At 65.9% G+C, this 24,936-nt stretch carries 23 protein-coding genes and 1 other RNA gene; 7 read left to right on the top strand and 17 right to left on the bottom strand.

Annotated elements, in window-relative coordinates; genetic code table 11:
• Nucleotides 1-12 precede the first annotated feature (12 nt).
• Nucleotides 13-600: a TetR family transcriptional regulator gene (locus AAC014_RS16520; protein ID WP_339710684.1), complete on the top strand. Its 588-nt coding sequence runs from the start codon at nucleotides 13-15 to the stop codon at nucleotides 598-600.
• Here the strand turns inward: AAC014_RS16520 and AAC014_RS16525 are convergent.
• The 4 genes from AAC014_RS16525 to AAC014_RS16540 form a co-directional block, all read right to left on the bottom strand.
• Entirely contained in the window at nucleotides 597-920 is a 324-nt protein-coding gene (locus tag AAC014_RS16525) for a YbaB/EbfC family nucleoid-associated protein (protein ID WP_121049349.1), read from the bottom strand. The genes AAC014_RS16520 and AAC014_RS16525 overlap by 4 nt on opposite strands.
• Complete coding sequence (locus tag AAC014_RS16530; protein WP_339710688.1) at nucleotides 917-2,545, bottom strand: DNA polymerase III subunit gamma/tau; 1,629 nt, start codon at nucleotides 2,543-2,545, stop codon at nucleotides 917-919. The genes AAC014_RS16525 and AAC014_RS16530 overlap by 4 nt, the downstream gene beginning before the upstream one ends.
• A gap of 63 nt (nucleotides 2,546-2,608) precedes the next feature.
• Nucleotides 2,609-2,706: signal recognition particle sRNA small type (gene ffs, locus AAC014_RS16535), an RNA gene on the bottom strand.
• Nucleotides 2,707-2,798: 92 nt separating this feature from the next.
• A complete protein-coding gene (locus tag AAC014_RS16540) occupies nucleotides 2,799-3,110 on the bottom strand; it encodes a hypothetical protein (protein WP_339710691.1) in 312 nt (103 codons plus the stop codon).
• 107 nt (nucleotides 3,111-3,217) lie between these two features.
• Between AAC014_RS16540 and nudC the strand changes: the two genes are divergently transcribed.
• Nucleotides 3,218-4,117 carry an NAD(+) diphosphatase gene (nudC, locus tag AAC014_RS16545; protein ID WP_339710694.1) on the top strand — a complete coding sequence of 300 codons (900 nt, stop codon included), beginning with the start codon at nucleotides 3,218-3,220 and terminating at the stop codon, nucleotides 4,115-4,117.
• A 6-nt stretch (nucleotides 4,118-4,123) separates the two neighbouring features.
• Here nudC and AAC014_RS16550 read toward each other — a convergent pair whose 3' ends face one another.
• The 7 genes from AAC014_RS16550 to AAC014_RS16580 all read right to left on the bottom strand — a co-directional run bounded on the left by AAC014_RS16550 (nucleotide 4,124) and on the right by AAC014_RS16580 (nucleotide 9,993).
• A complete protein-coding gene (locus tag AAC014_RS16550; protein ID WP_339710697.1) occupies nucleotides 4,124-4,552 on the bottom strand; it encodes a MerR family transcriptional regulator in 429 nt (142 codons plus the stop codon).
• A complete protein-coding gene (locus AAC014_RS16555; RefSeq protein ID WP_293781480.1) occupies nucleotides 4,552-4,851 on the bottom strand; it encodes an integration host factor subunit alpha in 300 nt (99 codons plus the stop codon). Before AAC014_RS16555 ends, AAC014_RS16550 begins: the two co-directional genes overlap by 1 nt.
• 62 nt (nucleotides 4,852-4,913) lie before the next feature.
• Entirely contained in the window at nucleotides 4,914-5,897 is a 984-nt protein-coding gene (locus AAC014_RS16560; RefSeq protein WP_339710705.1) for a beta-ketoacyl-ACP synthase III, read from the bottom strand.
• The gene (gene plsX, locus AAC014_RS16565; RefSeq protein WP_339710707.1) at nucleotides 5,894-6,946 is read right to left on the bottom strand and encodes a phosphate acyltransferase PlsX; all 1,053 of its coding nucleotides are present in this window, start codon (nucleotides 6,944-6,946) and stop codon (nucleotides 5,894-5,896) included. The genes AAC014_RS16560 and plsX overlap by 4 nt, the downstream gene beginning before the upstream one ends.
• A gap of 30 nt (nucleotides 6,947-6,976) precedes the next feature.
• Nucleotides 6,977-7,156 carry a 50S ribosomal protein L32 gene (gene rpmF / locus AAC014_RS16570; RefSeq protein WP_121049368.1) on the bottom strand — a complete coding sequence of 60 codons (180 nt, stop codon included), beginning with the start codon at nucleotides 7,154-7,156 and terminating at the stop codon, nucleotides 6,977-6,979.
• A 158-nt stretch (nucleotides 7,157-7,314) separates the two neighbouring features.
• Nucleotides 7,315-7,986, bottom strand: a complete 672-nt coding sequence (locus tag AAC014_RS16575) for an MBL fold metallo-hydrolase (RefSeq protein ID WP_339710712.1) — start codon at nucleotides 7,984-7,986, stop codon at nucleotides 7,315-7,317.
• A 33-nt stretch (nucleotides 7,987-8,019) separates the two neighbouring features.
• Entirely contained in the window at nucleotides 8,020-9,993 is a 1,974-nt protein-coding gene (locus AAC014_RS16580; protein WP_339710714.1) for a prolyl oligopeptidase family serine peptidase, read from the bottom strand.
• 48 nt (nucleotides 9,994-10,041) lie between these two features.
• On the opposite strand from AAC014_RS16580, the gene pabB reads away from it, so the two are divergent.
• The gene (pabB, locus tag AAC014_RS16585; RefSeq protein ID WP_339710716.1) at nucleotides 10,042-11,799 is read left to right on the top strand and encodes an aminodeoxychorismate synthase component I; all 1,758 of its coding nucleotides are present in this window, start codon (nucleotides 10,042-10,044) and stop codon (nucleotides 11,797-11,799) included.
• Nucleotides 11,800-11,838: 39 nt separating this feature from the next.
• Nucleotides 11,839-13,044 (top strand): pyridoxal phosphate-dependent aminotransferase, encoded by a 1,206-nt coding sequence (locus AAC014_RS16590; protein WP_339710718.1) that lies wholly within the window; start codon nucleotides 11,839-11,841, stop codon nucleotides 13,042-13,044.
• A gap of 1 nt (nucleotide 13,045) precedes the next feature.
• On the opposite strand, the gene AAC014_RS16595 is transcribed toward AAC014_RS16590, so the two are convergent.
• From AAC014_RS16595 to AAC014_RS16605, 3 genes are read right to left on the bottom strand one after another with little or no spacing between them, the layout of a single operon-like run.
• On the bottom strand, nucleotides 13,046-14,248 hold the full coding sequence (locus AAC014_RS16595) for a DUF445 domain-containing protein (protein ID WP_339710812.1): 1,203 nt from the start codon (nucleotides 14,246-14,248) through the stop codon (nucleotides 13,046-13,048).
• A gap of 54 nt (nucleotides 14,249-14,302) precedes the next feature.
• Nucleotides 14,303-17,437 carry an efflux RND transporter permease subunit gene (locus AAC014_RS16600; protein WP_339710721.1) on the bottom strand — a complete coding sequence of 1,045 codons (3,135 nt, stop codon included), beginning with the start codon at nucleotides 17,435-17,437 and terminating at the stop codon, nucleotides 14,303-14,305.
• A gap of 39 nt (nucleotides 17,438-17,476) precedes the next feature.
• Nucleotides 17,477-18,649, bottom strand: coding sequence for an efflux RND transporter periplasmic adaptor subunit (locus AAC014_RS16605; protein ID WP_339710723.1), 1,173 nt, complete (start codon nucleotides 18,647-18,649; stop codon nucleotides 17,477-17,479).
• A 368-nt stretch (nucleotides 18,650-19,017) separates the two neighbouring features.
• On the opposite strand from AAC014_RS16605, the gene AAC014_RS16610 reads away from it, so the two are divergent.
• Nucleotides 19,018-19,278 carry a GlsB/YeaQ/YmgE family stress response membrane protein gene (locus AAC014_RS16610; RefSeq protein ID WP_339710726.1) on the top strand — a complete coding sequence of 87 codons (261 nt, stop codon included), beginning with the start codon at nucleotides 19,018-19,020 and terminating at the stop codon, nucleotides 19,276-19,278.
• A gap of 101 nt (nucleotides 19,279-19,379) precedes the next feature.
• Complete coding sequence (locus AAC014_RS16615; RefSeq protein ID WP_339710729.1) at nucleotides 19,380-20,102, top strand: SIMPL domain-containing protein; 723 nt, start codon at nucleotides 19,380-19,382, stop codon at nucleotides 20,100-20,102.
• A gap of 18 nt (nucleotides 20,103-20,120) precedes the next feature.
• On the opposite strand, the gene AAC014_RS16620 is transcribed toward AAC014_RS16615, so the two are convergent.
• Together AAC014_RS16620 and AAC014_RS16625 are read right to left on the bottom strand one after the other, a co-directional pair.
• The gene (locus AAC014_RS16620) at nucleotides 20,121-20,897 is read right to left on the bottom strand and encodes a glucose 1-dehydrogenase (protein WP_339710731.1); all 777 of its coding nucleotides are present in this window, start codon (nucleotides 20,895-20,897) and stop codon (nucleotides 20,121-20,123) included.
• A gap of 12 nt (nucleotides 20,898-20,909) precedes the next feature.
• Nucleotides 20,910-22,148: an acetyl-CoA C-acetyltransferase gene (locus AAC014_RS16625; RefSeq protein ID WP_339710733.1), complete on the bottom strand. Its 1,239-nt coding sequence runs from the start codon at nucleotides 22,146-22,148 to the stop codon at nucleotides 20,910-20,912.
• Between the two features lie 137 nt (nucleotides 22,149-22,285).
• On the opposite strand from AAC014_RS16625, the gene AAC014_RS16630 reads away from it, so the two are divergent.
• A complete protein-coding gene (locus AAC014_RS16630; protein WP_339710736.1) occupies nucleotides 22,286-23,827 on the top strand; it encodes a phospholipase D family protein in 1,542 nt (513 codons plus the stop codon).
• On the opposite strand, the gene AAC014_RS16635 is transcribed toward AAC014_RS16630, so the two are convergent.
• Nucleotides 23,824-24,936, bottom strand: a complete 1,113-nt coding sequence (locus AAC014_RS16635) for an S-(hydroxymethyl)glutathione dehydrogenase/class III alcohol dehydrogenase (protein WP_339710738.1) — start codon at nucleotides 24,934-24,936, stop codon at nucleotides 23,824-23,826. The genes AAC014_RS16630 and AAC014_RS16635 overlap by 4 nt on opposite strands.

The raw sequence follows: 24,936 nt of genomic DNA on the forward strand, positions 1-24,936 counted from the left end.
TTACTTACACCAATGTCAATACAACGGAAAAGACTGAGCCCCGAAGACAGCCGCGCCGCCGCGGTTCAGGCCGCGCGTGAAATCCTGATCGAGGCGGGGCCGCAGGCGGTGACGCTGAAAGCCGTGGCGGGCCGCATCGGGCGCACGCACGCGAACCTGCTGCACCATTTCGGATCGGCGGCGGGGCTGCAGAAGGCGCTCATCGAATCGCTCGCGGACTCGGTGACGGCACAAATCGGCGAGGCCGTGCTGCGCGCCCGCGCGGAAGGCAACGACCCGCGCGAGGTGGTGGACCTCACCTTCGACGCGTTCGATCGCGGCGGCGGCGCGCTCGCGAGCTGGATGGTGCTTTCGGGAAACGAAGACGCGCTGAACCCGATCCTGGAGGCGATCCACCGCCTCGTCGACAAGCTCGGCGAAGGCCATGACACCGCTGACGCCCCGATCGCGGAGCAGACGCTGTCGCTGGTGCTCACCGCGCTTGGAAATGCGCTCCTTGGAGGGCCGATGGCTGCCGCGCTCGGGCTCCCCCGCGAAAAGGCGCGGGAGATCGCGGCAAACCAACTTCGCGCGTCGATTGCGGCGCGGCGGGAAAACTAGAACGGAAGCTTGAAGCCCGGCGGCAGCGGCAGCGCCGACTGCATCTTCTGCATTTCCTCGTTGGAGGCAGCGTCCGCCTTGGCGCGCGCGTCGTTGAACGCGGCGGCGAGCAGGTCTTCCAGCATTTCCTTGTCGTCCGGCACGAGCAGCGACGGATCGATGTCGATCTTGATAATGCGGCCCTTGGCGCTGGCGCGCACGTTCACGAGGCCGCCGCCGGCTGTACCCATCACTTCGATGGTATCGAGCTTGGCCTGCGCCTTCTGCAGCTCTTCCTGCACGTTCTGCGCGGCCTTCATGATGTCCTGAAGGTTCTTCACTGCGCGCTCCTTGATGATTCGGTTTCGGTTGGGTCGTCGATCTCATAGTCGACGAGTTCAGCGTCGGGGAAGACCTCGAACACCGCGCGCACTGCCGGATCGGCCATAACGCGTGCCCGCTTCGCCGCCGCTTCGGCTTCGGCCTGCGCCTTCAGGCTCGGCATTCCGGGCGAGGTGGTGAGCGTCACCGTCCAGCGCTCGCCCGTCCATTCCTTCAGACACGCACCGAGCCGCGAGGCGAAGTCGGCGGGCGCGTCCCCGGCGTTCAGTTCGATCGTCGGCGGCGCGTAGCGCAGCAGCTGGCAGCGGTCGTGGAGGATGGTTTCGAGCACCGATTCATGCCCGTCCTCGAACATCTTCACGAACGCCTTGAAGTCGCGCGGCGCCGCCTTGAACGCCGAAGGTGCCGACGGCGGCGGCGGTCGTAGTTCGGTGGGCGCGGACGGCGCGCTCCCCTCCCCGCGCGGCTCGGCGAGCAGGCGGCGCACGAGGTCGCCCGGATCGGGCAGCGTCGAGGCGTGGATGATCCGAAGCAGCGCCATTTCGGCCGCCTGCATCGGCATCGGCGCGCTGCGGATTTCGGAAAGCCCCTTGAGCAGAAGCTGCCACAGCCGGTGCAGAACCGGGGCGCCGAGGCTTGCCGCCCAGTCGGAAACGGCGGTGCGCTCCTCTTCGGACATCGCCGCGTCGGGCGCGCCCGTCACCTGTGCGCGGGTGACGCCGTGGACGAGTTCGAGCAGCGCTTCGAACAGCGCATCGGGGCTGGTGCCGAGCGCATATTGCGCGGCGAGGTTGTCGAGCGCGGCCTTGCCGTCCCCGCCGATCAGCGCGGCGAGAAGCTCGCGCGTGCGGCTGCGGTCGGAAAGCCCGAGCATGTCGCGCACGTCCTGCGCGGCCACCTTGCCATGGCCGTGCGCGAGCGCCTGGTCGAGGATCGAGAGCCCGTCGCGCACCGAACCTTCGGCTGCGCGCGCGATCAGCTGCAGCGCCTCGTCCTCGATCTCGGCGCCTTCTTTCGCGGTGATGCCGCCGAAGTGCGACGCGAGCAGTTCGGTCGGGATGCGTTTCAGGTCGAAGCGTTGGCAGCGCGACAACACCGTCACCGGCACCTTCTGGATTTCCGTCGTCGCGAAGATGAACTTCACGTGGCTCGGCGGCTCCTCCAGCGTCTTCAAAAGCGCGTTGAAGGCGTTGCGCGACAGCATGTGCACTTCGTCGATGATATAGATCTTGTAGCGCGCCGAAACCGCCGCATAGCGCGCCGCCTCGATGATCTCGCGCACATCGTCGACGCCCGTGCGCGAGGCCGCGTCCATCTCAATCACGTCGATGTGCCGCGATTCGGAGATCGCGACGCACGGCTCGCAGACGTTGCACGGGCTGATCGTCGCCCCGCCCTCGCCGTCCGGCCCGATGCAGTTCAGGGACTTCGCGAGCAGCCGCGCGGTCGAGGTCTTGCCCACCCCGCGCACGCCGGTCAGCAGGAACGCATGGGCAAGTCGGTCGCTGGCAATGGCGTTCGCCAGCGTTTTCACCATCGCATCCTGCCCGATGAGCGTATCGAAGCCCTGCGGACGGTATTTGCGCGCGAGAACGCGGTAGGGTTCGGGAATCAGTTCAGACATCGCGCGCAAAGTGGCCGCTGGGCGGCAGGGGCGCAAGGCCGCTTAGGGCCGCTGATGTCGATTGAGGGTGGGAGCCGGAACGACCCGTGCGAAAATCGTTACGGCTGCTTCCTTCCGGACCTGACCGGGTTGGCGACGCGCCCGTCCGCCCGACTCCCGGCGCGCATATGGCGCGGGGGGATGCGGAAAGCAAGTCCAGGGCCTCCCACCCTTCGGCATTCATACCTGCGCAGGTGATACGACAAGGGTCGCCTCAACCAATCGATGGAGTTTCATTGTTGAACACCTCCAAGACCGTCCCATAACCGATAAGATGATTTGGCCCCTCATAAAGAGCCCAGCGCATCCCTGTGGCGAGTGGCGGCACGCTTTCGGGTACAAATCTAACAACGCAATCGATGGTATTTCCGGGAAAGAGAAGTGCTTGAGCATTCTGCCGCACTTCGCCAATCGAAAAGCTGTCAGCGGTTGCAAACTTATGATTAGGTCGAAAGCTACCTCGTAGAGGGTCAAGCCGCCCACCGTCCATCGACGACAGAAGTTCGATACGGGCGCGGATTTCCATTCTTGGAGTCTACCAAGGAGAGGTCGGCTTTCCACCTGCTTTTGCAAAAAGATTGTCTAACACTCCCCAGTTGCACCACGCCACCCGCCGTGCTTTGTCCTCCCGCGATGACCGACCTTTTCGCACCCCGCTTCCCCCTCGCCCGCACCGGCCTCATCGGCTCCCCCATCGAGCGGGACGACCGCATCCAGCGCAGCCCGGAGACGCTTTGGGCGGCGCGGATGCATCCCGGCGCGCGGTGGATGGTGCTCGATGGGCTCAATCCGCTGATCGACGAGGACGGGCCGGATATCACGTGGCTGCGCCGGTCTGAAGTGCCGGAGGCTGTGGTCGAGGTTTATCTCGGCCTTGAGGACGGCAGCCCGCGCTTCGCGGTGGGCGCGAGCGCGGCGGGGCTGCCGGGGACGCCTCTCGATGCGCGCCGCGCCGCGATGCGGATGGATGATGGCCGCGCGGCGATCATCGCGCAGGCGCGCTCGCTGATCGATTGGCACCAGCGCCACGGCTTCTGCGCCAATTGCGGCGCGCCGACGGAGATGGTGAAGGCCGGTTACGGGCGCAACTGTGGCAGTTGCAACGCCGAGCATTTCCCGCGCACTGACCCCGTCGTCATCATGCTCGCGGTAGACGGCGACCGCGTGCTGCTCGGCCGTCAGTCGCGCTTTCCGCAAGGATTCCTCTCCGCACTCGCTGGTTTCGTTGAGGCGGGCGAGTGCTTCGAAGACGCCGTGCGCCGCGAAATTCGCGAGGAAGCGGGCATTCTCACCGGGCGCGTCGCCTATGTGGCGAGCCAGCCGTGGCCCTTCCCTTCGAACCTGATGATCGGCTGCCTCGCCGAGGCGCTCTCCACCGAAATCAGCATCGACGAGGTGGAGATGGAGGAGGTGCGCTGGGTGACGCGGGAGGACTGCGTCGCGGCGCTCGCCGGAAACGGCAGTTTCACCGTGCCGCCGCCGATGGCGATTGCAAGGACCCTGCTGGAGACGTGGGTGGCGGCAACCGCCTGAACCCGTTCAGGCCTGCGCGAGTGCCCCGGCCAGGCGGTCGCGGATCGCACGCAGCGAGGTCACAAACGCCGCATCCACCGCAGTCGGCGGCGTGACCCGTGCGAAAAGTTCGCCGGGCGGCGGGCTTTCGGGCGGGCTCGTCACCGCCGGAGACACGGGAAGCGTCGCGGGCTCCGCGAGCAGACCTTTCGCGCCTTTGTCCTTCAGGAGCTTCTGCACGCCCTTGATCGTGTAGCCGTCCGTGTAGAGCAGGCGGTTGATCGCGCGCAGAAGCTCAACGTCTTCAGGGCGATAATAACGCCGGTTTCCACCGCGCTTTAACGGCTTCACCGCCGGAAAGCGCGTTTCCCAGAAGCGGAGGACATGCTGTGGCACGCCGATCGTTTCGGCGACCTCGCTGATGGTGCGAAAGGCGTCGGCGCTCTTGTCCGCCATCACGCGCCTTCGTTGATGCGTTCGCGCAGGATCTGGCTGGGGCGGAAGGTGAGCACGCGGCGCGGCTCGATCGGCACTTCTTCGCCCGTCTTGGGGTTGCGGCCGATGCGGCGGTTCTTGTCGCGCAGGATGAAGCTGCCGAACGAGGAGATCTTCACGTTCTCGCCCGCGATCAGCGCGTCCGACACCTTGTCGAGCACGGTTTCGACAAGCTGCGAGGACTCGGCACGGGACAGGCCGATGGCGCTGTGGACCGCCTCGCCAAGCTCGGCGCGCGTCAATGTCGAAGACTTGTCCATGATCCGCTCCTGCGCAGAAAACTTCAATGACCCCCGCATAATAGCGCAGTTTGTTGAAGAGTCTACCAGCGCAGCGCGGCGGCGCCCCAGGTGAAGCCGCCGCCCATCGCTTCAAGGAGCAACAGGTCGCCGGTCTTGATGCGGCCGTCGCGCACGGCGGTATCGAGCGCGAGCGGCACGGAGGCCGCCGACGTGTTGGCGTGCCGGTCGACGGTGATGACCACCTGGTCGATATCGAGCCCCAACTTCTTCGCCGTGCCTTCAAGGATGCGGAGGTTCGCCTGGTGCGGGATCAACCACGCCACGTCTTCGGATTTGCAGCCCGCCGCCTCCAGCGTCTCGGTCATCACCGAGGCGAGGTTGGTGACGGCGTGGCGGAACACTTCCTTGCCCTTCATGCGGACCTTGCCGACCGTTCCGGTCGAGGATGGGCCGCCGTCTACATAAAGGAGGCTGTTGTGACGGCCGTCGGCATGGAGCCGCGCGGCGAGGATACCGCGATCGTCTGCGTCGCCATTGCCTTCGGAGCGTTCGAGCACCACAGCGCCCGCGCCGTCGCCGAAGAGCACGCAGGTTGTGCGGTCTTCCCAATCGAGGAGCCGGCTGAACGTCTCCGCGCCGATCACGAGCGCGTGGCGCATCGTCCCAGCGCGCAGCATCGCGTCCGCAACGGTGAGCGCGTAGAGGAAGCCGGAGCAGACCGCGGCGACGTCGAACGCAACGCAGTCGATGATGCCGAGCTTTTCCTGAACCGTGGTGGCGGTCGCTGGGAATGTCTGGTCGGGCGTTGCGGTGGCGACGATGATGAGGTCGATTTCCGAAGCTTCGCGCCATGCCGCCTTCAGCGCCGCGCGCGCTGCCGCGACCGCGAGATCGGAGGTGAATTCGCCCTCCGCCGCGATGTGGCGCTGGCGGATGCCCGAGCGCTCGACGATCCACTCGTCGCTGGTATCGACGGTTTCGGCCAGTTCGGCGTTGGAAACCACGCGCGCGGGCAGATAGCTGCCCGTGCCGGTGACGATGGTGCGCGCAACAGTTCCCGTCATTGCGCCGCCTGTATCGTTTTGGGCGCGCTGCGATGCGCCTGGAAGTTGTCGAGATCCTCGCGGATGCGGTGGGCGATGTCGTCCACCACGAGATCGTGCGCGACGCGTATGGCGTTGGCGAAGCCCTGCGCGGTGGCGCCCCCATGGCTCTTCACGACGAGGCCGTTAAGCCCGAGGAAAACCGCGCCGTTGTGCGCGTTCGGATCGAGGTGGCTGCGCAGCGAGCGGAGCGCGCCGCGCGACATGAAGAACCCTGCCATCGAGAAAATGCTGCTCTTGAACGCGCGGGTGAGAAGCTCGACGACGAGGCGCGCGGTGCCTTCGGCCGTCTTGAGGGCGATATTGCCCGAAAAGCCGTCGCTGACGATAACGTCGACGTCGCCCCTGCCGATCTTGTCGCCCTCGACAAAGCCGGCGAACTGCATGGGAAGGTCTGCGGAGCGCAGCAGCGCGGCGGCGTGCTTCAACTCGTCGGTACCCTTGAGGTCTTCCTCGCCGATGTTGAGCAGCGCGACACGCGGCGAGGCAAGGCCGAGCACGGTGCGCGCGAAGGCGGCGCCCATCACGGCGAACTGGACGAGGTTCTCGGCGTCGCACTCGGCATTGGCGCCGAGGTCGAGCATCACGGAATCGGTCTTGGCGGTCGGCAGCAGCGCGGCGAGCGCGGGCCGGTCGATGCCGGGCATGGTACGCAGGCCGAGCTTGGCGATCGCCATCAGCGCGCCGGTGTTCCCGGCAGAGACGGCGGCGTGCGCCTCCCCCGCCTTTACGGCGTCGACGGCAAGGCCCATCGAGGAATGGCGCGCGCGGCGGAGCACCTGGCTCGGCTTGTCGGTGCCGAGGATTTCGCCATCTGTATGGATGACGGCCGCGTCCTTCGCAACGAGCGGCGCTTTCGCCAGCTCGGCACGGATCGCGTCCTCGCGACCATACAGCCGGAAGCGGATATTGGGGTGGCGCGTGCGTGCAATTTCGGCGGCGGCGATGGTCACTGCCGGACCGCCGTCGCCACCCATGACGTCAAGCGCGATGACAGGCGCGGCCGTCATCGGACACCCCCCAAAGCGTTGTCCACCGGTTTAGGCGCCGGCTTCGACAACCTCTCGACCGTTGTAGAAGCCGCAGGCTCCACACACGTTGTGCGGAAGCTTGAGCTCGCCGCAGTTCGGGCATTCCTGGAACGTCGTTGCGCTGAGCGCATGATGGCTACGACGCATATTCCGCCGCGACGGCGAGGTTTTTCTCTTAGGGACAGCCATGCGGCACCTGTTACTTTCAACGTGGATTTTCGTGTACCAGCCAGCCTTTCAGGACAATAGAAATTGCCCCGGAAACCCGCCGGATTCGGTTGAGCGCGCGAACATAGCGATTCACCGCCGCGATGCAAGTGGGCTTTCTGTTGCACGGTTCGTCTATATCAGGCGCGCGCCAGAACCGCATCCGCGACGAACGGATTCGATTGCCGCTCCTGCCCGAACGTGGACATCGGGCCGTGCCCCGGCACGAACGCGGTCTCGTCGCCGAGCGGCCAGAGCTGCGTGCGGATCGAGTCGATCAGCGCCTGGTGGTTGCCCTTCGGAAAGTCCGTGCGGCCGATAGACCCCTGGAACAGCACGTCGCCGACGATGGCGAGGCGGCTTTCGGGATGATGGAAGATCACGTGGCCAGGCGTATGGCCGGGGCAGTGATAAACGTTGAGCGTCAGCTCGCCCACCGTCACGCTGTCGCCGCCGGAAAGCCAACGGTCGGGCGTGAACGAGGCAGCGCCGGTGATGCCGTATTGCTGGCCGACGCTGCTTGCCATGTCGATCCAGAACTTGTCGTCGGGGTGCGGCCCCTCGATCGGCACGCCGAGTTCGGCAGCAAGCACGCCCGTAAGCCCGCAGTGATCGATATGGCCGTGCGTCACCAGCAGCTTTTCGATGGTGACACCGTACTGCGCCGCCGCCGCTTTCAGCTTGTCGAGGTCGCCGCCCGGATCGACGAACGCGCCGCGCATGGTGCGCGTGCACCAGAGCAACGTGCAGTTCTGCTCCAGCGGCGTGACCGGAACGATCGCTGCGGCGAGGGGGCGAGACTCTGACGTCATGCGCGCAGCAATGCGGCCCGCAAGGGTGGAATGTCAACGGCTTGCAAGGGCATCGGCAGCGGTGCCCAGCAGGTAGCGTTGCCAGAACAGCACAGTCGCCAGAAACTGATAGTCGGCATTCGGCTTCTTCTCGAAGCCATGCCCTTCGTCCGCCGCGACGACGTGCCACGCCGTCCCGCCGCGCGCGCGGAGCGCCGCGACGATCTGGTCCGCCTCCGAAGGCGGCACGCGCGGGTCGTTCGCTCCCGTGATCACCAACAGGGGCGCGCGAATCTTGTTCACCTTTGTGAGCGGCGAGATCGCCTTCAGCTTGCGCCGCTCAGCGGGATCGCGCTCGTCTCCGTATTCGAGGCGGCGGAGGTCGCGGCGATACTCGCCGGTGCCTTCGAGGAAGGTCACGAAATCGGAAATCCCGACGATGCTGACGCCTGCACGGAAGTCCTTGGGATAGCGGATCAGCGCAGCGAGCGTCATGTAACCGCCGTAAGAGGCCCCGCTCACCGCCATACGTGTGCGGTCGATGCGCGAATCATGGCGCAGGCGTTTCAGGAACGCGCCCACGTCACGCACCGCGTCCTCCCGGCGGAACGGGCCATCATCCAGCGCGACGAAACGCTTCCCGTAACCGGTAGACCCCCGCACGTTCGGGAAAAACAGCGCGACACCGAGCGCGTTCACCATGTGATTGCTACGGCCGAGAAAACCGGGTCGGGACTGCCCCTCCGGCCCGCCATGAAACACCATCACCAGCGGGCGCGGCCCCGGAAAGCGGGCCGGATCGGGCCGGTAGAGCAACCCTGAGACAAGCAGACCGTCGAAGCTCTTCACGGTGACGATCTCGGGCTCGACGCCCGGCGGCAGGTCCGCGCCGCTCTCCGTCCAGCGCGTGAGTTCAAGCCGGTCGGGGTCGAACGACCATACATCGCCCGGCCCGGACGCACTTGTCAGCGAAAAACCGACCTCGCCCCACGGCGCGATCGACAGCCCCGTGAGGATACCCCCCGGAAGCGGGGGCGCGGCGCGAATCCGCCCGGTCGCGAGATCGAGAAGGCGAAGCCGCGACAGGCCGTTCTCGTTCACAACATAGGCAAGGAAACGCCCCTCGGGGTCGATACGGAAATCCTCCACGGACCAGTCGGTTTCAGGATTGAGCCGACGCGGCAGGCCCGTCACCCGGTCGATCTCGGCCAGATAGCGGTGCTCCGCACCGAAATCGGAGACGGCGAAAATGCGTCCCCCCGGCGCATAGCGCGACGATCCGAAGGCGAAGGGCTCTGCGGTCGGCGGCACCAGCGCCCGAAGCTGGCGCGTTTCGAGGTCGATTTCGAACAATCGGCTGATCGCGACGGAGATGTAGTTGTAGAGAAGCGCGTGTTTTCCGTCCGCGGAGAAGTCTGCGAAGCTCCAGCCGCCGCCCCGCCCTTCCATCACCAGCCGGTCGGTCGCGGGGTCGCGCGGGTCCATGATGTGGAGGTCGGTGTCGAGGCCGGTGCGCCGTGTCGTCGAATAGCCGATGCGCTTGCCGTCCGCCGTCCAGCGGATGCCGAGGTTGCGCCCGTCTTCGCCAGTCAGGCTCACCATGCGGCCATCGTCGACGCGGAAGATCTGATACTGCTCGTCGCCCTGCCGGTCCGCGAGCGCCAGCGTCACATCGCCCGAAACCGGCGCGAACTCTCCCGCGATCACCGGCTCCTCGCCGAAGGTGAGCTGTCGCGGCGCGGCGCCGGGCACAGAAACCTCGTAAAGCTGGCGGTTGTCGTCGAGCCGCGCGCCGATCAGCACCGATCGCCGCACCGGGTGCCAGCCGAGCAGCCGCGCCGAGCGATATTCGAGATAGGGCTTCGCCTGCTCCATCAACGTCACGGGCACGGCGGGAACGCCGCTCACCGTCAGCGCGGCCGGCGCTTCGACTGCGGCCGCGCGGGCATCATGCGGGAGAAGGCTTGCGGCAAGCGCGGCAAGACCTGCTAAGAACCACCCCCGGACCATGACGCTTCGTTTTTTCACTTCCGCCACTCTACCGATTCCGCCGGGTTCCCGGCAACCGGTGTCGTCATGCTGAGCGCGCCCTTCGTGGCGCTCGACGATGCGCGCGGCGACGGCACGCGCCCGCTGGCGCTCTACAGCGGCGCGCACGAGATCATCACGGCGGCACGGCGGGACGAGGTCCCCCCCGTGCTTGCCGCGCTGCGGCGGCACGTCGATGCCGGTCGTCACGTCGCGGGTTTTCTCGCCTACGAGGCCGGACACGCGCTGGAGCCGCGCCTTTCCGCAATACCCGAGCGCAGCACCGAAACGCCGCTCATCTGGTTCGGCGTTTTCGATGCGCCGCAGATGGTGCCGCCCGAAACGCTGCTTGGCGGCGTCTCCGGGCGCCCCTCGGGCGTATCGACGCCGAAGCCCGGTCTGGACGCGGCGCAATACACCGCCGCGCTCGCGGAGGTGAAAGCGCTGATCGAAGCGGGGGACATCTACCAGGCCAACCTCACCTTCCCCACCCGCCTGGGAATCGAAGGCCATCCGCTCGCGCTCTATGCCCGGCTGCGGCGCGCCCAGCGCATGGGCCACGGTGCCGTCGTTTTCACCGGACAGGAATGGATTCTCTCCTTCTCGCCCGAGCTGTTCTTCAGGCTCTCCCGCGGCGCGCTCGAAACACGCCCGATGAAAGGCACCGCGCCGCGCCGACCGCTCGCGGCGGAGGATGCCGCCATGGCCGCCGCGCTCGCCGCCGACCCCAAGAATCGCGCCGAAAACCTGATGATCACCGATCTCATCCGAAACGACCTCGCGCGCGTTGCCGAGGCGGGCTCGGTGACGGTGCGGGATGCGTTCGCGGTCGAGCGCTATCCCACGGTCCACCAGATGACGACGACGGTGGAGGCACGGCTCCGCCAGGGCCTCGACGCCTTCGATGTGCTGGAGGCCCTGTTCCCTTGCGGCTCCATCACCGGCGCACCCAAGATCCGCGCGATGGAGGTGATCGACACGGTCGAGGCGCGCCCGCGCGGGGTCTACACGGGGTCGATCGGCGCGATCGGATCCGGCGCCGCGCATTTCAATGTCGCGATCCGCACGATTGAAATTCGGAACCAAAACGTCACAATGGGCATTGGATCGGGCATTGTCGCTGATAGCGACGCTGTGTCCGAGTGGCGCGAGTGCGGAGAGAAGATGGCGTTCGTCAGCGCGTCGGGACGGCCGTTCCACCTCATCGAAACGATGGGCTTCACGCCCGACGAGGGCATCGCCCATCTATCGCTGCATCTCGAGCGGCTGGAGCAATCCGCCGCGTGGCATGATTTCCGCTTCGATCGGCACGAGGTCCGCAACCTGCTGCAGGCCGCTGTCGGCGCGCTGAGAGCGCCTGCACGCATCAAGCTGGTGCTGGCGGCAGGCGGAGCGGCGGCGGTGAGCTGCACGCCCCCGCCCGCCCCGCCCGCTTCGGCGCGCGCCGCCATCGTGCCGCTGCCGGTGATGCCCGGCGATCCCCGCCTCGCGCACAAGACGAGCGACCGCGCCTTCTACGACGCTGCCCGCCGCGCCTCCGGCATGGATGAGGTGATCTTCGAGCGCAGCGACGGCCGCCTCACCGAGGGCAGCTTCACCAACCTGTTCGTGGAGCAGGGCGGCGTGCTGCTGACGCCTCCAGCGTCGGACGGCCTCCTTCCCGGCGTGCTCCGCCGCCACCTTCTCGAAACGGGCGCAGCCCGAGAGGCGTCTCTCACGCGCGCCGATCTCGAAGATGGATTCCTGCTTGGAAATGCGCTGCGCGGACTTTTTCGCGCCGCGCTGGTTGCCCCCGCAGGCGAGTGATTCTAAGAGGCCCGCGCACCTCTCATGCGGAGCCTCCCGATGACCTTCCTCTCCGACGCCATCCAGCGCATCCAGCCATCCCCCACGCTCGTCGTCACGCAGAAGGCGGCGGCGCTCAAAGAGGCGGGGCGGAATGTCATTGGTCTCGGCGCGGGCGAGCCGGACATGCCGGTGCCGGATTTCGTCGCCGAGGCCGCCATCGCGGCCATTCGCGGCGGACAGAACAAATACACCAACGTCGATGGCACCAACGCGCTCAAGGAAGCCGTGCGCGGCAAGTTCAAGCGCGACAACAACCTCGATTACGGTCTCGATCAGGTCACGGTGAACGTCGGGGGCAAGCACACGATCTTCAACGCGCTGCTCGTGACGCTCAACCCCGGCGACGAGGTGATCGTGCCCGCGCCCTATTGGGTGTCCTACCCCGATATCGTGCAGTTCTGCGGCGCGAAGCCGGTGTTCATCTCAGCCGGGATCGAGGCGGGCTTCAAGATCACGCCCGCGCAGCTTGAAGCGGCGATCACGCCGAAAACGCGCTGGCTGATCCTGAATTCGCCTTCGAACCCCACCGGCGCCGTCTACACGCGCGATGAAATCGCCGCGCTCGGCGAGGTTCTGCGCCGTCATCCGCACGTGTGGATCCTCTCGGACGATATGTACGAGCACATCATCTACGACATCGCATTCGCAACGATCGCCGACGTTTGCCCTGACCTTTACGACCGCACGCTCACTGTGAACGGCGCGTCCAAGGCCTATTCGATGACCGGCTGGCGCATCGGCTTCGCGGGCGGCCCCGCGCAGCTCATCAAGGCGATCGCCAAGATCCAGTCGCAGTCGACCACGAACCCCTGCGCCATCGCGCAGGCCGCAGCGACGGCAGCGCTGAACGGCCCGCAGGATTTCCTGAAGGCGCGCGTCGAAACCTTCCGTGGCCGCCGCGACCTCGTCGTCTCGATGCTGAACCAGACCGACGGCCTGAAGTGCGCGACGCCCGACGGCGCCTTCTACGTCTATCCGGACTGCACGGGCCTCATCGGCCGCAAGACGCCCTCGGGCACGACGCTCGCAACCGACGAAGACGTCGCGGGCTATCTGCTGGAGGCAGAGGGTGTCGCGGTGGTGCATGGCGGCGCGTTCGGCGTTTCGCCCGCGTTCCGCATCTCCTATGCGACCTCGACGGAACTTCTGGAAGACGCCTGCGCCCGCATCCAGCGTGCGTGCGGCGCGCTGAAGGCGGCGTAGCCTAAAGCAACTCCGTCACCGCATGGATGGTGAGGCCGACGAGCCCGCCGACCAGCGTGCCGTTGATGCGGATGAACTGCAGGTCGCGGCCCACTGCGGCTTCGACGCGCTCGGTGACGGTATCCGCGTCCCAGCTCCGCACGGTGTCCGAAACGATGCGCACAAGCTCATCGCCGTAATCGGCGACAACGCCCACGATCGCGCGCCGCGCGTATTTGTTGAGCGCGTTCCGCAGCACCGGGTCGTTCTCGATGGTCTTGCCGATATGGCGCGCGGCCTCTCCGACGCGCCCCGCGAGCGCCTGCTCCGGGTCGGCGAGCGACGCGCGCAGCGATGTCTTGGCGTTCGTCCAGATGCCGTCGAGGAAACCGCCAAGTTCGGGATTGTCGATTACCTCGAGCTTCAGCGTCTCGATGCGCGCCTGCGTTTCCGATTCGAACTGCATGTCGAACGCGAGGTCCTTCAGCGCCACCATCACCTTCAGGCGCAGCGGGTGCTCAGGATCGGCCGACATCTCGTTCAGCAGCCGCCGCAAGGCCTCGATGATCGAGTTCGCCAGCCGCTCGTCGAGCGAGGCCAGCCGCAGCAGCCACATCGTCCGCGCCTCCACGAGATCGCGGATCAGCCCTTCGTTTTGATCGAGCACGCGCGCGAGCCACGTGATCCCCGAATCGACCAGCGGCTGCAGCCGGCCTTCGTCGATCGAGCGGTCGAGCACGCGGCCCACCAGCGGCGCCAGCTCGAAGCGGCGCAGGTTGCCGCCGATCGCGCCCCGGATCCAGCCGGAGACGGCCTCGTTGTCGAGCGCGTCGAGAAGCTGCAGGCCGAGCTTGCCGATGCTCCCGCTGAGGCGCGTTTCGGCGGGCGGTGCGGAGAGCCAGCGGCCGACGGCGCCCGCCATGTCCACGCTGCGCATCCGGCGCGCGACGATCGCGGGTTTCAGGAAGTTGGTTTTCAGGAACGTGGCGAGGTTGTCGCCGAGCCGGTCCTTGTTCTTGGGGATGATCGCCGTGTGCGGGATCGGCAGGCCGAGCGGGTGGCGGAACAGCGCCGTCACCGCGAACCAGTCCGCAAGCCCGCCGACCATCGCCGCCTCGGCGAAGGACTCGACGTAGGGTGCCCACACGTATGTTTCGCCGAGCAGGCGCGCCGCCACGAACACCGCCGCCATCAGCAGCAGCATCCCCGTCGCGACGACCTTCATGTGCCGCGCCGGGTCGGCGTTCACCCAGGTGCGCGCTGAACCGATCGCCCCGTCCTACTCGGCCGGGGCTGCGGGCGCCGTTGCCGGCTTGCCCGGATGGTCGTGCGTCAAGAGCTTGCCGAACTTCGCGCCGAGCCAGCGCTCGAAGTCATCGGCAAGGCTGAAGCCCGCGGGAACGATGACCAGCGTCAGCAGCGTCGACAGGATGAGCCCGCCAATCACCGTGATGCCCATCGGAGAGCGCCATGCGCCGTCGCCCGTCAGCGAAAGCGCTGTGGGCAACATGCCCGCGGCCATCGCCACCGTGGTCATCACGATCGGCTGTGCGCGCTTGTGGCCTGCGTCGATGATGGCCGTCACCTTGTCCACACCTTTGTTCATCTCCTCGATCGCGAAATCGACGAGCAGAATGGAGTTTTTCGCAACAATGCCGAGCAACATCAAGAGGCCGATCAGCACGGGCATCGAGATCACCTGCCCCGTGAGATGCAGCGCCACGGCACCGCCGAGCGGCGCGAGCAGCAGCGAGCCCATGTTCACGAAGGGCGGCATGATGCGCTTGTAGAGCAGCACGAGCACCGCGAACACGAGCAGGATGCCCGAAACCACCGCGATCGTGAACTGCGTGACCAGCTCGGCCTGCATCTTCGATTCGCCGAACTCGACGCGCTCGACGCCCGCAGGAAGGTTGCGAAGTGTCGGCAGGCCAAGCGCCACTTTCAAGCCTTCGCCCTTCACAAAGCCCTCGGCAAGGTCGGCGCCGACGACGATACGGTCGCGCTGGTTGTAGCGGCGAAGGATGGACGGGCCTGCCCCAAAGCCGATGTCGGCGACGACCTTCAGCGGCACGGATCCGCCGCTCGACGTCGGCACGGGCAGGTTTTCGATCGTCGTGATGTTCTTGCGCGACTCCGTCGGCAGGGCGACCCGGATCGGAATCTGCCGGTCCGACAGCGAGAACTTCGCCACGTTCTGGTCGATGTCGCCGATGGTAGCGATGCGGATCGTCTCGCTGAGGTCCGCCGTGGTGATGCCGAGTTCGGCGGCAAGATCGAAGTGCGGCGAGATGACGATTTCCGGGCGCTGCAGATCGCCTTCGACGCGCGGCGCGGTGAACATCTTCTGCGCGCGCATTTCCTCGACAATCTTCACCGCGGTATCATGCAGCAGCTCGCTGTCGTCACCGGCGATCATCACCGTCACGTCGCGCCCGCCGCTCCAGCCGTCCATCGACTGGAATGTGATCCGGGCATCCGGGATCTTCTGAAGCTCGGGCGCCAGCTGCTTCTGATACTCGATGCTCGTGCGCTTCCGCTCGTCGCGAAGCTGCGTGTAGATCATCGCTTCGCCGGGCTTTTCGATATCGATGTAGCTGAGCTGCGTTTCCGGCTCCTTCAGAAGCACTGCGTTCGCGCGCTCAGCGACGGTACGCGTCTGTTCGAGCGTCGTGCCCGGCACCATCTCGATCTTCAGCTGGGTCGAATCCTGGTCGGATTCAGGCTGGAAGGTGAATGGCAGCGTCGAGAACGACACGACCGTGAGCACCAGCGCGAGCGCGCCGATCCCCATCACCCAGACACGGTGATCGGCAAGGCGCCAGAAGTGGCGCTTCCAATCCTGCCGCGCCCGCGCCTTCTCGGCCTTCCGCGTATCGAGCGACCAGTGCAGCAGCGCGAGATAGCGGTCCATCATCGGGCCGTCGCCGTGGTTCTGCTCGCCTTGCGCCTTCAGGAAATAGGCAGCGATGAGTGGTGTAATCATACGCGCGACGGCAAGACTCATCAGCACGGCGACCACGACGGTGAGCCCGAACTGCTTGAAGAACTGGCCGGTAACGCCGCCCATCAGGCCAACGGGCAGGAACACCGCAGCGATTGCGGACGTCGTCGCCACGACGGCGAGACCGATTTCGTCGGCCGCATCCATAGAGGCCTGATAGGCCGTCTTCCCCATGCGCATGTGGCGCACGATGTTCTCGATCTCCACGATCGCGTCGTCGACGAGCACGCCGGCGACAAGGCTGAGCGCGAGCAGCGACAGGCTGTTCAGCGTGAAGCCCATCAGGTCCATGAACCAGAACGCCGGGATCGCCGACAGCGGAATGGCGGTCGCCGAAATCAGCATGGCGCGCCAGTCGCGCAGGAACAGGAACACCACGATCACGGCCAGCACGGCGCCTTCCAGCAGCGCCGCCATCGAGGCTTCATATTGCTGTTCGGTGTACTTCACCGTGGTGAACATCGGCGTGATCTTCACCTTGGGATATTCTTTGGCGAGCTGGTCCAAGACCTTGAGCGCATCGTTATAGACGGTAACGTCGGACGAGCCCTTGGCCTTCGCCAGGCGGATACTCACGACCTGCCGCCCGTCGATCAGACCGAGGCCGCGCTGCTCGCCGTAGGAATCGCGCACGTTCGCGACATCGGAAAGCCTCAGCGTGCGCCCGCCGAAGCTGAGCTGCGTCGCGCCAAGCGCAGTAGCGTCGGCCGCATTGCCGAGCACGCGCACGGACTGTTCAGCGCCCGCGATCTCGGCGCGACCGCCCGTTGCGTTGAGGTTGAGCTGACGGAGCTGCTGGTTGACCTGCGCGGCGGTGATGCCCTGCGCCTGCAGCTTCATCGGATCGAGCTCGACGCGCATTTCGCGCGAAACGCCGCCGCCACGGCTCGACACCGCCATGCCGGGCACCGATAGCAGCCGCTTCGAAGCGACGTTATCGACGAACCACGACAACTCCTCGAGCGTCATGTCGACCGACTGCACGGTCCAGTAGGCGAGCACGCCATCGATATCCTCGCGCACCACCTGCGGTTCGAGAATACCTTGCGGCAGGTCGCCGCGAACCTTCTGCACCGCGTCACGCACGTCGTTTACAGCGCGGTCGATCGGCGTACCGATGTCGAACTGCACCATCGTCGTCGATGTGCCCTCGGTCACCCACGACGTGATCTCGTCCACGCCGCTCACGTTCCGTACCGAGGCTTCGACGATCTGCGTGATCTGCGTCTTCATTTCCGAAGGCGCAGCGCCCGGCTGGGTAATGATCACCTGCGCGATCGGGAAACTCACGTCCGGGTTGTTGTTGATGTCCATGCGAATGAAGCTGACGATGCCCGCCAGCGTCAGCGCCACGAACAGCACGATCGGCGGAACCGGGTTCCGGATCGACCAGGACGAGATATTCCGCATCGTTTCTTTTCCTGTCGGCGGTGACGTGTTTCGCGTCGCTTATTTCTGCGGCGTGTTCAGAACCGGGCGGACCTTTTCGCCCGGATTGAGGAAGGCGCCGGCCGACTGCACGACCTGCTCCTGGCCCGAGAGACCGCTCGAAATCCCGACGCCGCTCGAAGAGACCGCGCCGACCTCGACGTTGCGGCGCTCGACTGTGCCGTCCTTCGCCACAACGTAGACATAGCTGCTGTCGGCATCGCCCATCACAGCGGATTCGGGCAGCAGCGGCCGGTTAGCCTTGCCCACCTCGATCTTGCCCGACGCAAAGCCGCCGGGGCGCAGCGCGGGATCAGCCGGAAGCGCGATGCGAACGAGGCCCTGGCGCGTCTGCGGGTTGATCACCGGCTCAACCATCCAGACCTGGCCCGCGTAGACGGTCTGGGAGCCGATCATCTGTACCGTCGCCGACTGTCCCGTCGTGATACCGGCGAGGTCCTGTTCGGCGACCAGCGCGCGCATTTCCATCGCGCCGTCCTGCGCCATGCGGAACACGGCGGAGCTGCCCGAGCTCACGACCTGACCCGCCTCGACGTTCCGTTCGAGGATGAGACCGGATTCCGGCGCACGAATGTCGAGCCGCCCAAGCCGCGCCTGCGTTTCGCGAAGCTGCGCGATGGCAACGTTCACGTTCGCATTTGCGCTGTCGCGGGTGGCGGTGCGGCGTTCGATGTCGGCCTTGGAGATGAACCCGCGCGCCACAAGAGACTGCGCGCGGTCAAGCTCGGACTGAGCAAGCGCGGCGTCGGCACGGGCACGAACGGCTGACGCCTGAAGCTGGTTCACCTGCTGCTCCAGAACCGAGCGGTCGATGCGCGCCAGCACCTGGCCTTTCCGCACATAGTCGCCTGCATCGACGAGAACCGCGACGACCGCACCGCCCTCGCCCTGTACACCGACAGGCATGTCGCGGCGCGCGGCAATGCTGCCCACCGCCTTTACGCTGTCCGCGATCTGCGTGGTGCCCGGCACGATCACCGTGATGGAGGGGTGGCCGGCGTCCGGATTCTGCGGCGGCGCCTTCGGGCTGCCGCCGAAGATCAGCCACGCGGCGACGGCGCCCGCGACGAGGATCGCCGCAAGGATCAGCAGACGGCGCCGACGTCCGTCATCGGCCGATGCCCACGACCGGGAAACGCTGCTCCTGAAAGAGCTATCAACGGGTTGGTGCATGTTCATCGCCAGTGACTGTGCCTGTTTTGTATCGAAGGGTGTATTACCCGAATAGGTCAGTTAGCGCAAGGTCCGCATGACGGAACCGGAATTCGAGTTTTGCTCGAAACAATGTAAAGTTGGGGGCAATTAGCACGTTTGCAGCAGTCAAACGAGCCGATAACCGAATATTTCGAGACACGTTGCCTAGACTCCACACCAAGTTTCGGCTCGACACCAATTCGATAAACGGATTTTATCATCGACGAACGCACGACAGGAGGGTGCGTTCGCGGATCGCCCGTGCGGCATCCAGTCGCTCAGGCCCGCCCGCAGGAAACGTCAGGCACATCTACGGTTGTTCTGAAAACAACAGAGGGAGTGAGCAGATGGACTACGGTTTTCTCGGTTGGATCGTTGTCGGCCTCATCGCCGGCGCGCTCGCGAAGTGGATCATGCCGGGCAAGGATCCCGGCGGCATCATCGTCACCATCCTGATCGGCATCGCCGGTGGTCTCCTCGGCGGCTACATCGGCAGTATGCTTGGTTTTGGCGGCGGCAACAGCAATATCATCAACATCCTGATCGCCACGGCAGGCGCGATCCTGCTTCTCTGGATCTATCGCATGATCAAGGCCCGGCAGGCGTAAGCACCTTCCGGTTTTTTCAACTTCGGTTCATGTCAGGCGGCGGATAGGGCAACTTGTCCGCCGCTGATCCGTTGGGGCGGAAAACGAAAGGAATGAAACACATGCGTACTGCAACGCTTCTCGCCTTTGGCGCACTTGCCGCCGCTGCCGCGACCCCGGCCGCTGCACAGACGGCGCCGAGCGTCCCCGCCGAAACCCTCCTGTCGCTGACGGCGACCGGCGAGAGCACCCGCGTTCCCGACATCGCCGTCATTTCGGCGGGTGTCGTCACGCAGGCGGTCGAAGCGCGCGCCGCGCTCACCGCCAACAACAGCCAGATGACCCGCGTCGTCGCCGCGCTCAAGAAAGCCGGCATCGCCGACCGCGACATCCAGACCTCCAACATCAACCTGAACCCGCAATACACCTACGAGGAGCGCAAGGCCCCGCAGCTGATCGGCTATCAGGCGAACAACACCGTGACGGTGAAGCTGCGCAAGCTCGCGAGCGCCGGCGACGTGATCGATGCGCTTGTTACGCAGGGCGCGAACCAGGTGAACGGGCCGACGTTCGGCCTCGACAAGCCCGAGGAAGCCACGAACGAGGCACGGCTCGACGCCGTGAAGAAGGCCCGCTCGCGCGCCGACCTCTATGCGGGCGCTGCCGGAATGCGCGTGAAGCGCATCGTCTCCATCAGCGAAGGCGGCGGCTACCAGCCGCCCTACCCGATGCCGAAGGTGCAGATGATGCGCGCCGAATCCGCCGACATGGGAGCGGCACCGCCCGTGGAAGCGGGTGAGGTCGGCACCAACGTCACCGTGACGGTGGTGTTCGAGCTTCAGTAGAACGGGCCGGGCAGGGCTTCAGACGACGGTCGCGCCGCCGTCGATTACGAAGCCCTGCCCGCTCGTGAACCCGCCCGCCTTTGCGGCAAGGAACACCGCCATGCCCGCGATCTCGTCGGGCTCGCCGATGCGTTGCAGCGTCGAATGCGCGGTCGCCTGCTTCAGGATTTCGGGATTGTCCCACAGTGCCTTTGCGAAATCGGTCTTGATGAGGCCGGGGCAGATCGCGTTCACGCGCACGTTCGCGGGGCCATATTCGGCGGCGTAGTTGCGCACCAGCTGCAGGTCCGCCGCCTTCGAGATGTTGTAAGCGCCGATCATGGTCGAGGCCTTGAGCCCGCCGATCGACGAAATCACGATGATCGCCCCGTCCTTGCGCTCAACCATCTGCGGCGCGGCCATCTGGATCAGCCAGTGGTTCGAAACGATGTTGTTGTGCAGGATCTTTGTAAACTGGTCGTCGGCGATCTCCGCCATAGGCCCGAAATACGGGTTTGAGGCGGCGTTGCAGACGAGGATGTCGACCTTTCCGAGCTTCGCCGTCGCGCCACTGATCAGCGCCTGAAGCTCTTCCTTCACGGAAATGTTCGCGGGGATCGCGATCGCCGCGTCGCGGCCCACGGCGGCATTGATCTCCGCCACCGCCGCCTCGCACGCCTCCAGCTTACGGCTGGAGACGACGACATTCGCGCCGTGTTCCGCCATGCGGTGGGCGATCGCCTTGCCGATACCACGCGAAGAGCCGGTGATGACGGCAACCTTGCCGGTCAGGTCGAAAAGTGCAGGTATGCCCATGGTGTCTCTCCCTCAGACGCGTTCGATGATGATTGCAGGTGCCATGCCGCCGCCCGCGCACATGGTGACGAGCCCACGTTTCAGGTCGCGCCGCTCCAGTTCGTCGAGGATCGTGCCGATGAGGATCGATCCGGTCGCGCCGATCGGATGGCCGAGCGCCATCGCACCTCCGTTGACGTTCACCCGGTCACGGTCGAGCTTCAGGTCGCGGATGAACTTCTCGGCGACCACGGCGAACGCTTCGTTGATCTCGAAGAGATCGATGTCGTCCACGGTAAGACCCGCCTTCGCCAGCACCTTCTTCGCGGCCGGAACCGGCGCGTTCAGCATCAGCGTCGGGGAATCGCCCATGTTCGCCATCGCCACCACCCTGGCGCGCGCCTTCAGGCCCCGCTTGGCCGCATAGGCCGGCGAGGCGAGCAGCAGCGCCGCCGAGCCATCGACGACGCCTGACGAGTTGCCCGCGTGGTGCACATTCTCGATTTCCAGGTCGGGATAGGCTTGGCGCACAAGGCTGCGATACGTCAGCCCTTCCTCGTCGAGGGGCATGTCGATCAGCCGCGCGAACGCGGGTTGCAGCTGCGCGAGGGTTTCGAGGGTCGTGCCGGGGCGCGGGAACTCTTCCCGGTCGAGCGCGAGGCTGCCGTCTTCGCGGTAGACCGGCACGAGGCTCTTGGCGAAATGCCCGCCCGCGATGGCCGCCGCTGCGCGTTCCTGGCTGACGACGGCAAGCGCATCGAGGTCGCGGCGGCTGATGCCTTCCAGCGTCGCGATCGCGTCGGCGCAGACGCCCTGGTGCGGCTGTGGGTGACGGTCGCGCAGGCGCCGGTTGCCGCGGTCCATGGTGCGGGGCGCATCCGCGGAAATACCCTGCCCGGTCTGCGACATCATCTCGGTGCCGCCCGCGATCACGCAATCCTCCATGCCCGACATGATCGAGGCCGCAGCTAGGTTCACCGTCGTGATGCCCGATCCGCAGAAGCGGTCCAGCGTCACCCCCGAGGAACGGACGTCGTATCCGGCGTCGAGCGCCGACATGCGGCCGAGGTCGCCCGCTGCCGCGCCGGTCTGCGAGCTGGTGCCCCAGATGATGTCGTCGACTTCGGCGGTATTGAGCTCATTCCGCTCGGCAAGCGCCCTCAGCACCGTCGCGCCCACCTGCTGCGGGTGGATATCCGCAAGCGATCCCTTGCCGACCTTGCCAATGCCGCGCGGAGTCCTCACGGCGTCGATGATCAGTGCTTCGGCCATGTGCGTCTCCTGTTTTCGTCTCCACGGGCCGCTCTAAAGGAAAGCGCGGGCTCCCGGATACCGCTTCAAACTCACAGCCTGTTTGCATCCTATCCGCCTTTGGGCCACGGTCGCCCTTGAAACCGCTGGGAGAGATCGTGCGCCGGTTCAGACGCCTGCCGCCCCTTGAACCGCGCCTCCAGAGCGAAGCGCTGTCCGATACCGAAGGCACGCGGCTCGGGCGCAGTATCGAGCAGGAAGCCGCGGCAAGGCCGGGCCTTTCAGGCATCCATTTGCTTGCCGACGCGCATCAGGCGTTCGCCGCGCGCATCCTCCTCGCCCGCGCGGCCGAGCGCAGCCTCGACGTGCAATACTACATATGGCGCGCAGACCTCTCCGGGATGCTGATGCTCGAAGCGCTGCGCGAGGCGGCAGACCGGGGCGTGCGCGTTCGCCTGCTGCTCGACGACAACGGCATCGCCGGCCTCGACAACCTGCTCGCCGCGCTCGACGTCCATCCGATGATCGAAGTGCGCCTGTTCAACCCGTTCTTCGTCCGCCGCCCCAAGGCCCTCGGCTATCTCACCGATTTCAAGCGCCTCAACCGGCGGATGCACAACAAGAGCTTCACTGCCGACAGTCAGGCGACGATCATCGGCGGCCGCAACGTCGGCGACGAGTATTTCGCCGCGCGCGACGGCGACCTTTTCGCCGACCTTGATGTCCTGGCGATCGGCGCGGTGGTGAACGACGTCTCGCGCGATTTCGACCGCTACTGGAACTGCGCCTCGGCGTGGCCCGCCACGCGCCTGCTCCCCGTAGTCGGCGTCGAACAGCTCGAAGAGCTGGCGGAGCGCTCGGCGGCCGTCCACGCCGACCCGCGGGCGCACACCTACGTGGAAACCGTCCGCTCCCTGCCCTTCATCACGCACATGCTGGATGGCTCATTGCCGTTGGTATGGACGCGCGTGCGGATGGTCAGCGACGATCCCGCGAAGGTGCTCGACAAGGCGAGGCCGGGTACGTCGCTCGGCGAGCAGTTGCAGGAAGCGGTCGGCCGCCCCTCCCGCGAGATGGCGCTGGTTTCCGCCTATTTCGTGCCGACCGCCGCCGGTGTCGAAGCGTTCGCCGAACTTTCGCGGGAAAAAATCAAGGTCAGCGTGCTGACGAACGCGCTCGAATCCACCGATGTCGCCATCGTCCACGCGGGCTATGCGAAGCGCAGGGAAGCGCTGATCCGCGCCGGGGTTCGGCTTTACGAGATGCGACGCCCGCGTGCGGGCACGCGGCGGAAGCGCCGCCTCCCGCTCGGCGTCGGCGGGTCGGCCGCAAGGTCCGTCACCGGCTCGATCCTGCGTTCGAGCGGCTCGATGCTGCACGCCAAGACCTTCACGGTAGACCGCGAGCGGCTCTTCGTGGGTTCGTTCAACTTCGATCCGCGTTCGGTCGCGCTCAATACAGAGCTGGGCTTCGTTATCGAAAGCCCGGAACTCGCCGCAGACGTGCAGGACGCCTTCGAGAGCGTGATCCCCATGAGCGCCTATGAGGTGACGCTCAGCGACAAGGGTCGCCTGCGCTGGATCGAGCGCGAGGAAGATGGCGGCGAGATCGAAATCCACGACGTCGAACCCGGCACGACGCGGCTGCAACGCCTCGCCATCCGGGTTCTGTCGCGCCTGCCGATCGAGTGGCTGCTTTAGTAGACGACGACCGAGCGGATCGATTTGCCCGCGTGCATCAGGTCGAAGCCCTTGTTGATCTCTTCAAGGCCCATGACGTGGGTGATCATCGGATCGATCTCGATCTTGCCGGTCATGTACATGTCGACGATCTTGGGAACGTCGGTGCGGCCCTTGGCCCCGCCGAACGCCGTGCCGCGCCAGTTGCGCCCGGTGACGAGCTGGAAGGGTCGCGTGCTGATTTCCTTGCCCGCCTCGGCCACGCCGATGATGATGCTCGTGCCCCAGCCGCGATGGCAGGCTTCGAGCGCGGTGCGCATCACTTCGGTGTTGCCGGTCGCGTCAAAGGTGTAATCCGCGCCGCCATCGGTCATCGCGACGATCTTCGCGACGACATCCTCGCGGCTCATCCCCTTGGAGTTGAGGAAGTCCGTCATGCCGAACTTGCGGCCCCATTCCTCGCGGTCGGGGTTGACATCGACGCCGATGATCTTGTTGGCGCCGGCCATCCGCGCGCCCTGCAGCACGTTGAGGCCGATACCGCCGAGACCGAACACGACGACATTGTCGCCGACCTGCACCTTGGCCGTATTGATGACCGCGCCCACACCCGTCGTCACGCCGCAGCCGATGTAGCAGCTCGACTGGAACGGCGCGTCCTCGCGGATCTTCGCCACGGCGATCTCCGGCAGCACCGTGAAGTTCGAGAAGGTCGAGCAGCCCATGTAATGGAAAATCGGCTGGCCCTTGTGGCTGAACCGCGTCGTGCCGTCCGGCATCAGCCCCTTGCCCTGCGTGGCGCGGATCGCGGTGCAGAGGTTGGTCTTGCCCGAAAGGCAGCTTTTGCACTGGCGACATTCCGGCGTGTAGAGCGGGATCACGTGGTCGCCCGGCTTCACCGAAGTAACGCCCTGCCCCACTTCGCGCACGATGCCTGCGCCTTCGTGGCCGAGCACGCTGGGGAAGATGCCTTCGCTGTCGAAGCCGTCGAGCGTGTAGGCGTCCGTATGGCAGATGCCCGTCGCCATGATCTCGACCAGAACCTCGCCCGCCTTCGGGCCTTCAAGGTCGAGTTCCACGATCTCAAGAGGCTTCTTCGCCTCGAAAGCCACAGCCGCGCGCGTCTTCAT

Source organism: uncultured Sphingosinicella sp. (genome assembly GCF_963974575.1).
Taxonomy (GTDB): domain Bacteria; phylum Pseudomonadota; class Alphaproteobacteria; order Sphingomonadales; family Sphingomonadaceae; genus Sphingosinicella.

Bases quoted from the DNA above. Each gene is read 5' to 3' on its own strand.
- AAC014_RS16610 (WP_339710726.1), top strand. From the start codon at position 19,018: ATGGACTACGGTTTTCTCGGTTGGATCGTTGTCGGCCTCATCGCCGGC.
- AAC014_RS16595 (WP_339710812.1), bottom strand. From the start codon at position 14,248: ATGAAGGTCGTCGCGACGGGGATGCTGCTGCTGATGGCGGCGGTGTTC.
- AAC014_RS16555 (WP_293781480.1), bottom strand. From the start codon at position 4,851: ATGGACAAGTCTTCGACATTGACGCGCGCCGAGCTTGGCGAGGCGGTC.
- AAC014_RS16550 (WP_339710697.1), bottom strand. From the start codon at position 4,552: ATGGCGGACAAGAGCGCCGACGCCTTTCGCACCATCAGCGAGGTCGCC.
- plsX (WP_339710707.1), bottom strand. From the start codon at position 6,946: ATGACGGCCGCGCCTGTCATCGCGCTTGACGTCATGGGTGGCGACGGC.
- AAC014_RS16605 (WP_339710723.1), bottom strand. From the start codon at position 18,649: ATGCACCAACCCGTTGATAGCTCTTTCAGGAGCAGCGTTTCCCGGTCG.
- AAC014_RS16615 (WP_339710729.1), top strand. From the start codon at position 19,380: ATGCGTACTGCAACGCTTCTCGCCTTTGGCGCACTTGCCGCCGCTGCC.
- nudC (WP_339710694.1), top strand. From the start codon at position 3,218: ATGACCGACCTTTTCGCACCCCGCTTCCCCCTCGCCCGCACCGGCCTC.
- AAC014_RS16600 (WP_339710721.1), bottom strand. From the start codon at position 17,437: ATGCGGAATATCTCGTCCTGGTCGATCCGGAACCCGGTTCCGCCGATC.
- AAC014_RS16530 (WP_339710688.1), bottom strand. From the start codon at position 2,545: ATGTCTGAACTGATTCCCGAACCCTACCGCGTTCTCGCGCGCAAATAC.
- rpmF (WP_121049368.1), bottom strand. From the start codon at position 7,156: ATGGCTGTCCCTAAGAGAAAAACCTCGCCGTCGCGGCGGAATATGCGT.
- AAC014_RS16560 (WP_339710705.1), bottom strand. From the start codon at position 5,897: ATGACGGGAACTGTTGCGCGCACCATCGTCACCGGCACGGGCAGCTAT.
- pabB (WP_339710716.1), top strand. From the start codon at position 10,042: ATGCTGAGCGCGCCCTTCGTGGCGCTCGACGATGCGCGCGGCGACGGC.
- AAC014_RS16520 (WP_339710684.1), top strand. From the start codon at position 13: ATGTCAATACAACGGAAAAGACTGAGCCCCGAAGACAGCCGCGCCGCC.
- AAC014_RS16575 (WP_339710712.1), bottom strand. From the start codon at position 7,986: ATGACGTCAGAGTCTCGCCCCCTCGCCGCAGCGATCGTTCCGGTCACG.
- AAC014_RS16540 (WP_339710691.1), bottom strand. From the start codon at position 3,110: ATGGAAATCCGCGCCCGTATCGAACTTCTGTCGTCGATGGACGGTGGG.
- AAC014_RS16635 (WP_339710738.1), bottom strand. From the start codon at position 24,936: ATGAAGACGCGCGCGGCTGTGGCTTTCGAGGCGAAGAAGCCTCTTGAG.
- AAC014_RS16625 (WP_339710733.1), bottom strand. From the start codon at position 22,148: ATGGCCGAAGCACTGATCATCGACGCCGTGAGGACTCCGCGCGGCATT.
- AAC014_RS16620 (WP_339710731.1), bottom strand. From the start codon at position 20,897: ATGGGCATACCTGCACTTTTCGACCTGACCGGCAAGGTTGCCGTCATC.
- AAC014_RS16590 (WP_339710718.1), top strand. From the start codon at position 11,839: ATGACCTTCCTCTCCGACGCCATCCAGCGCATCCAGCCATCCCCCACG.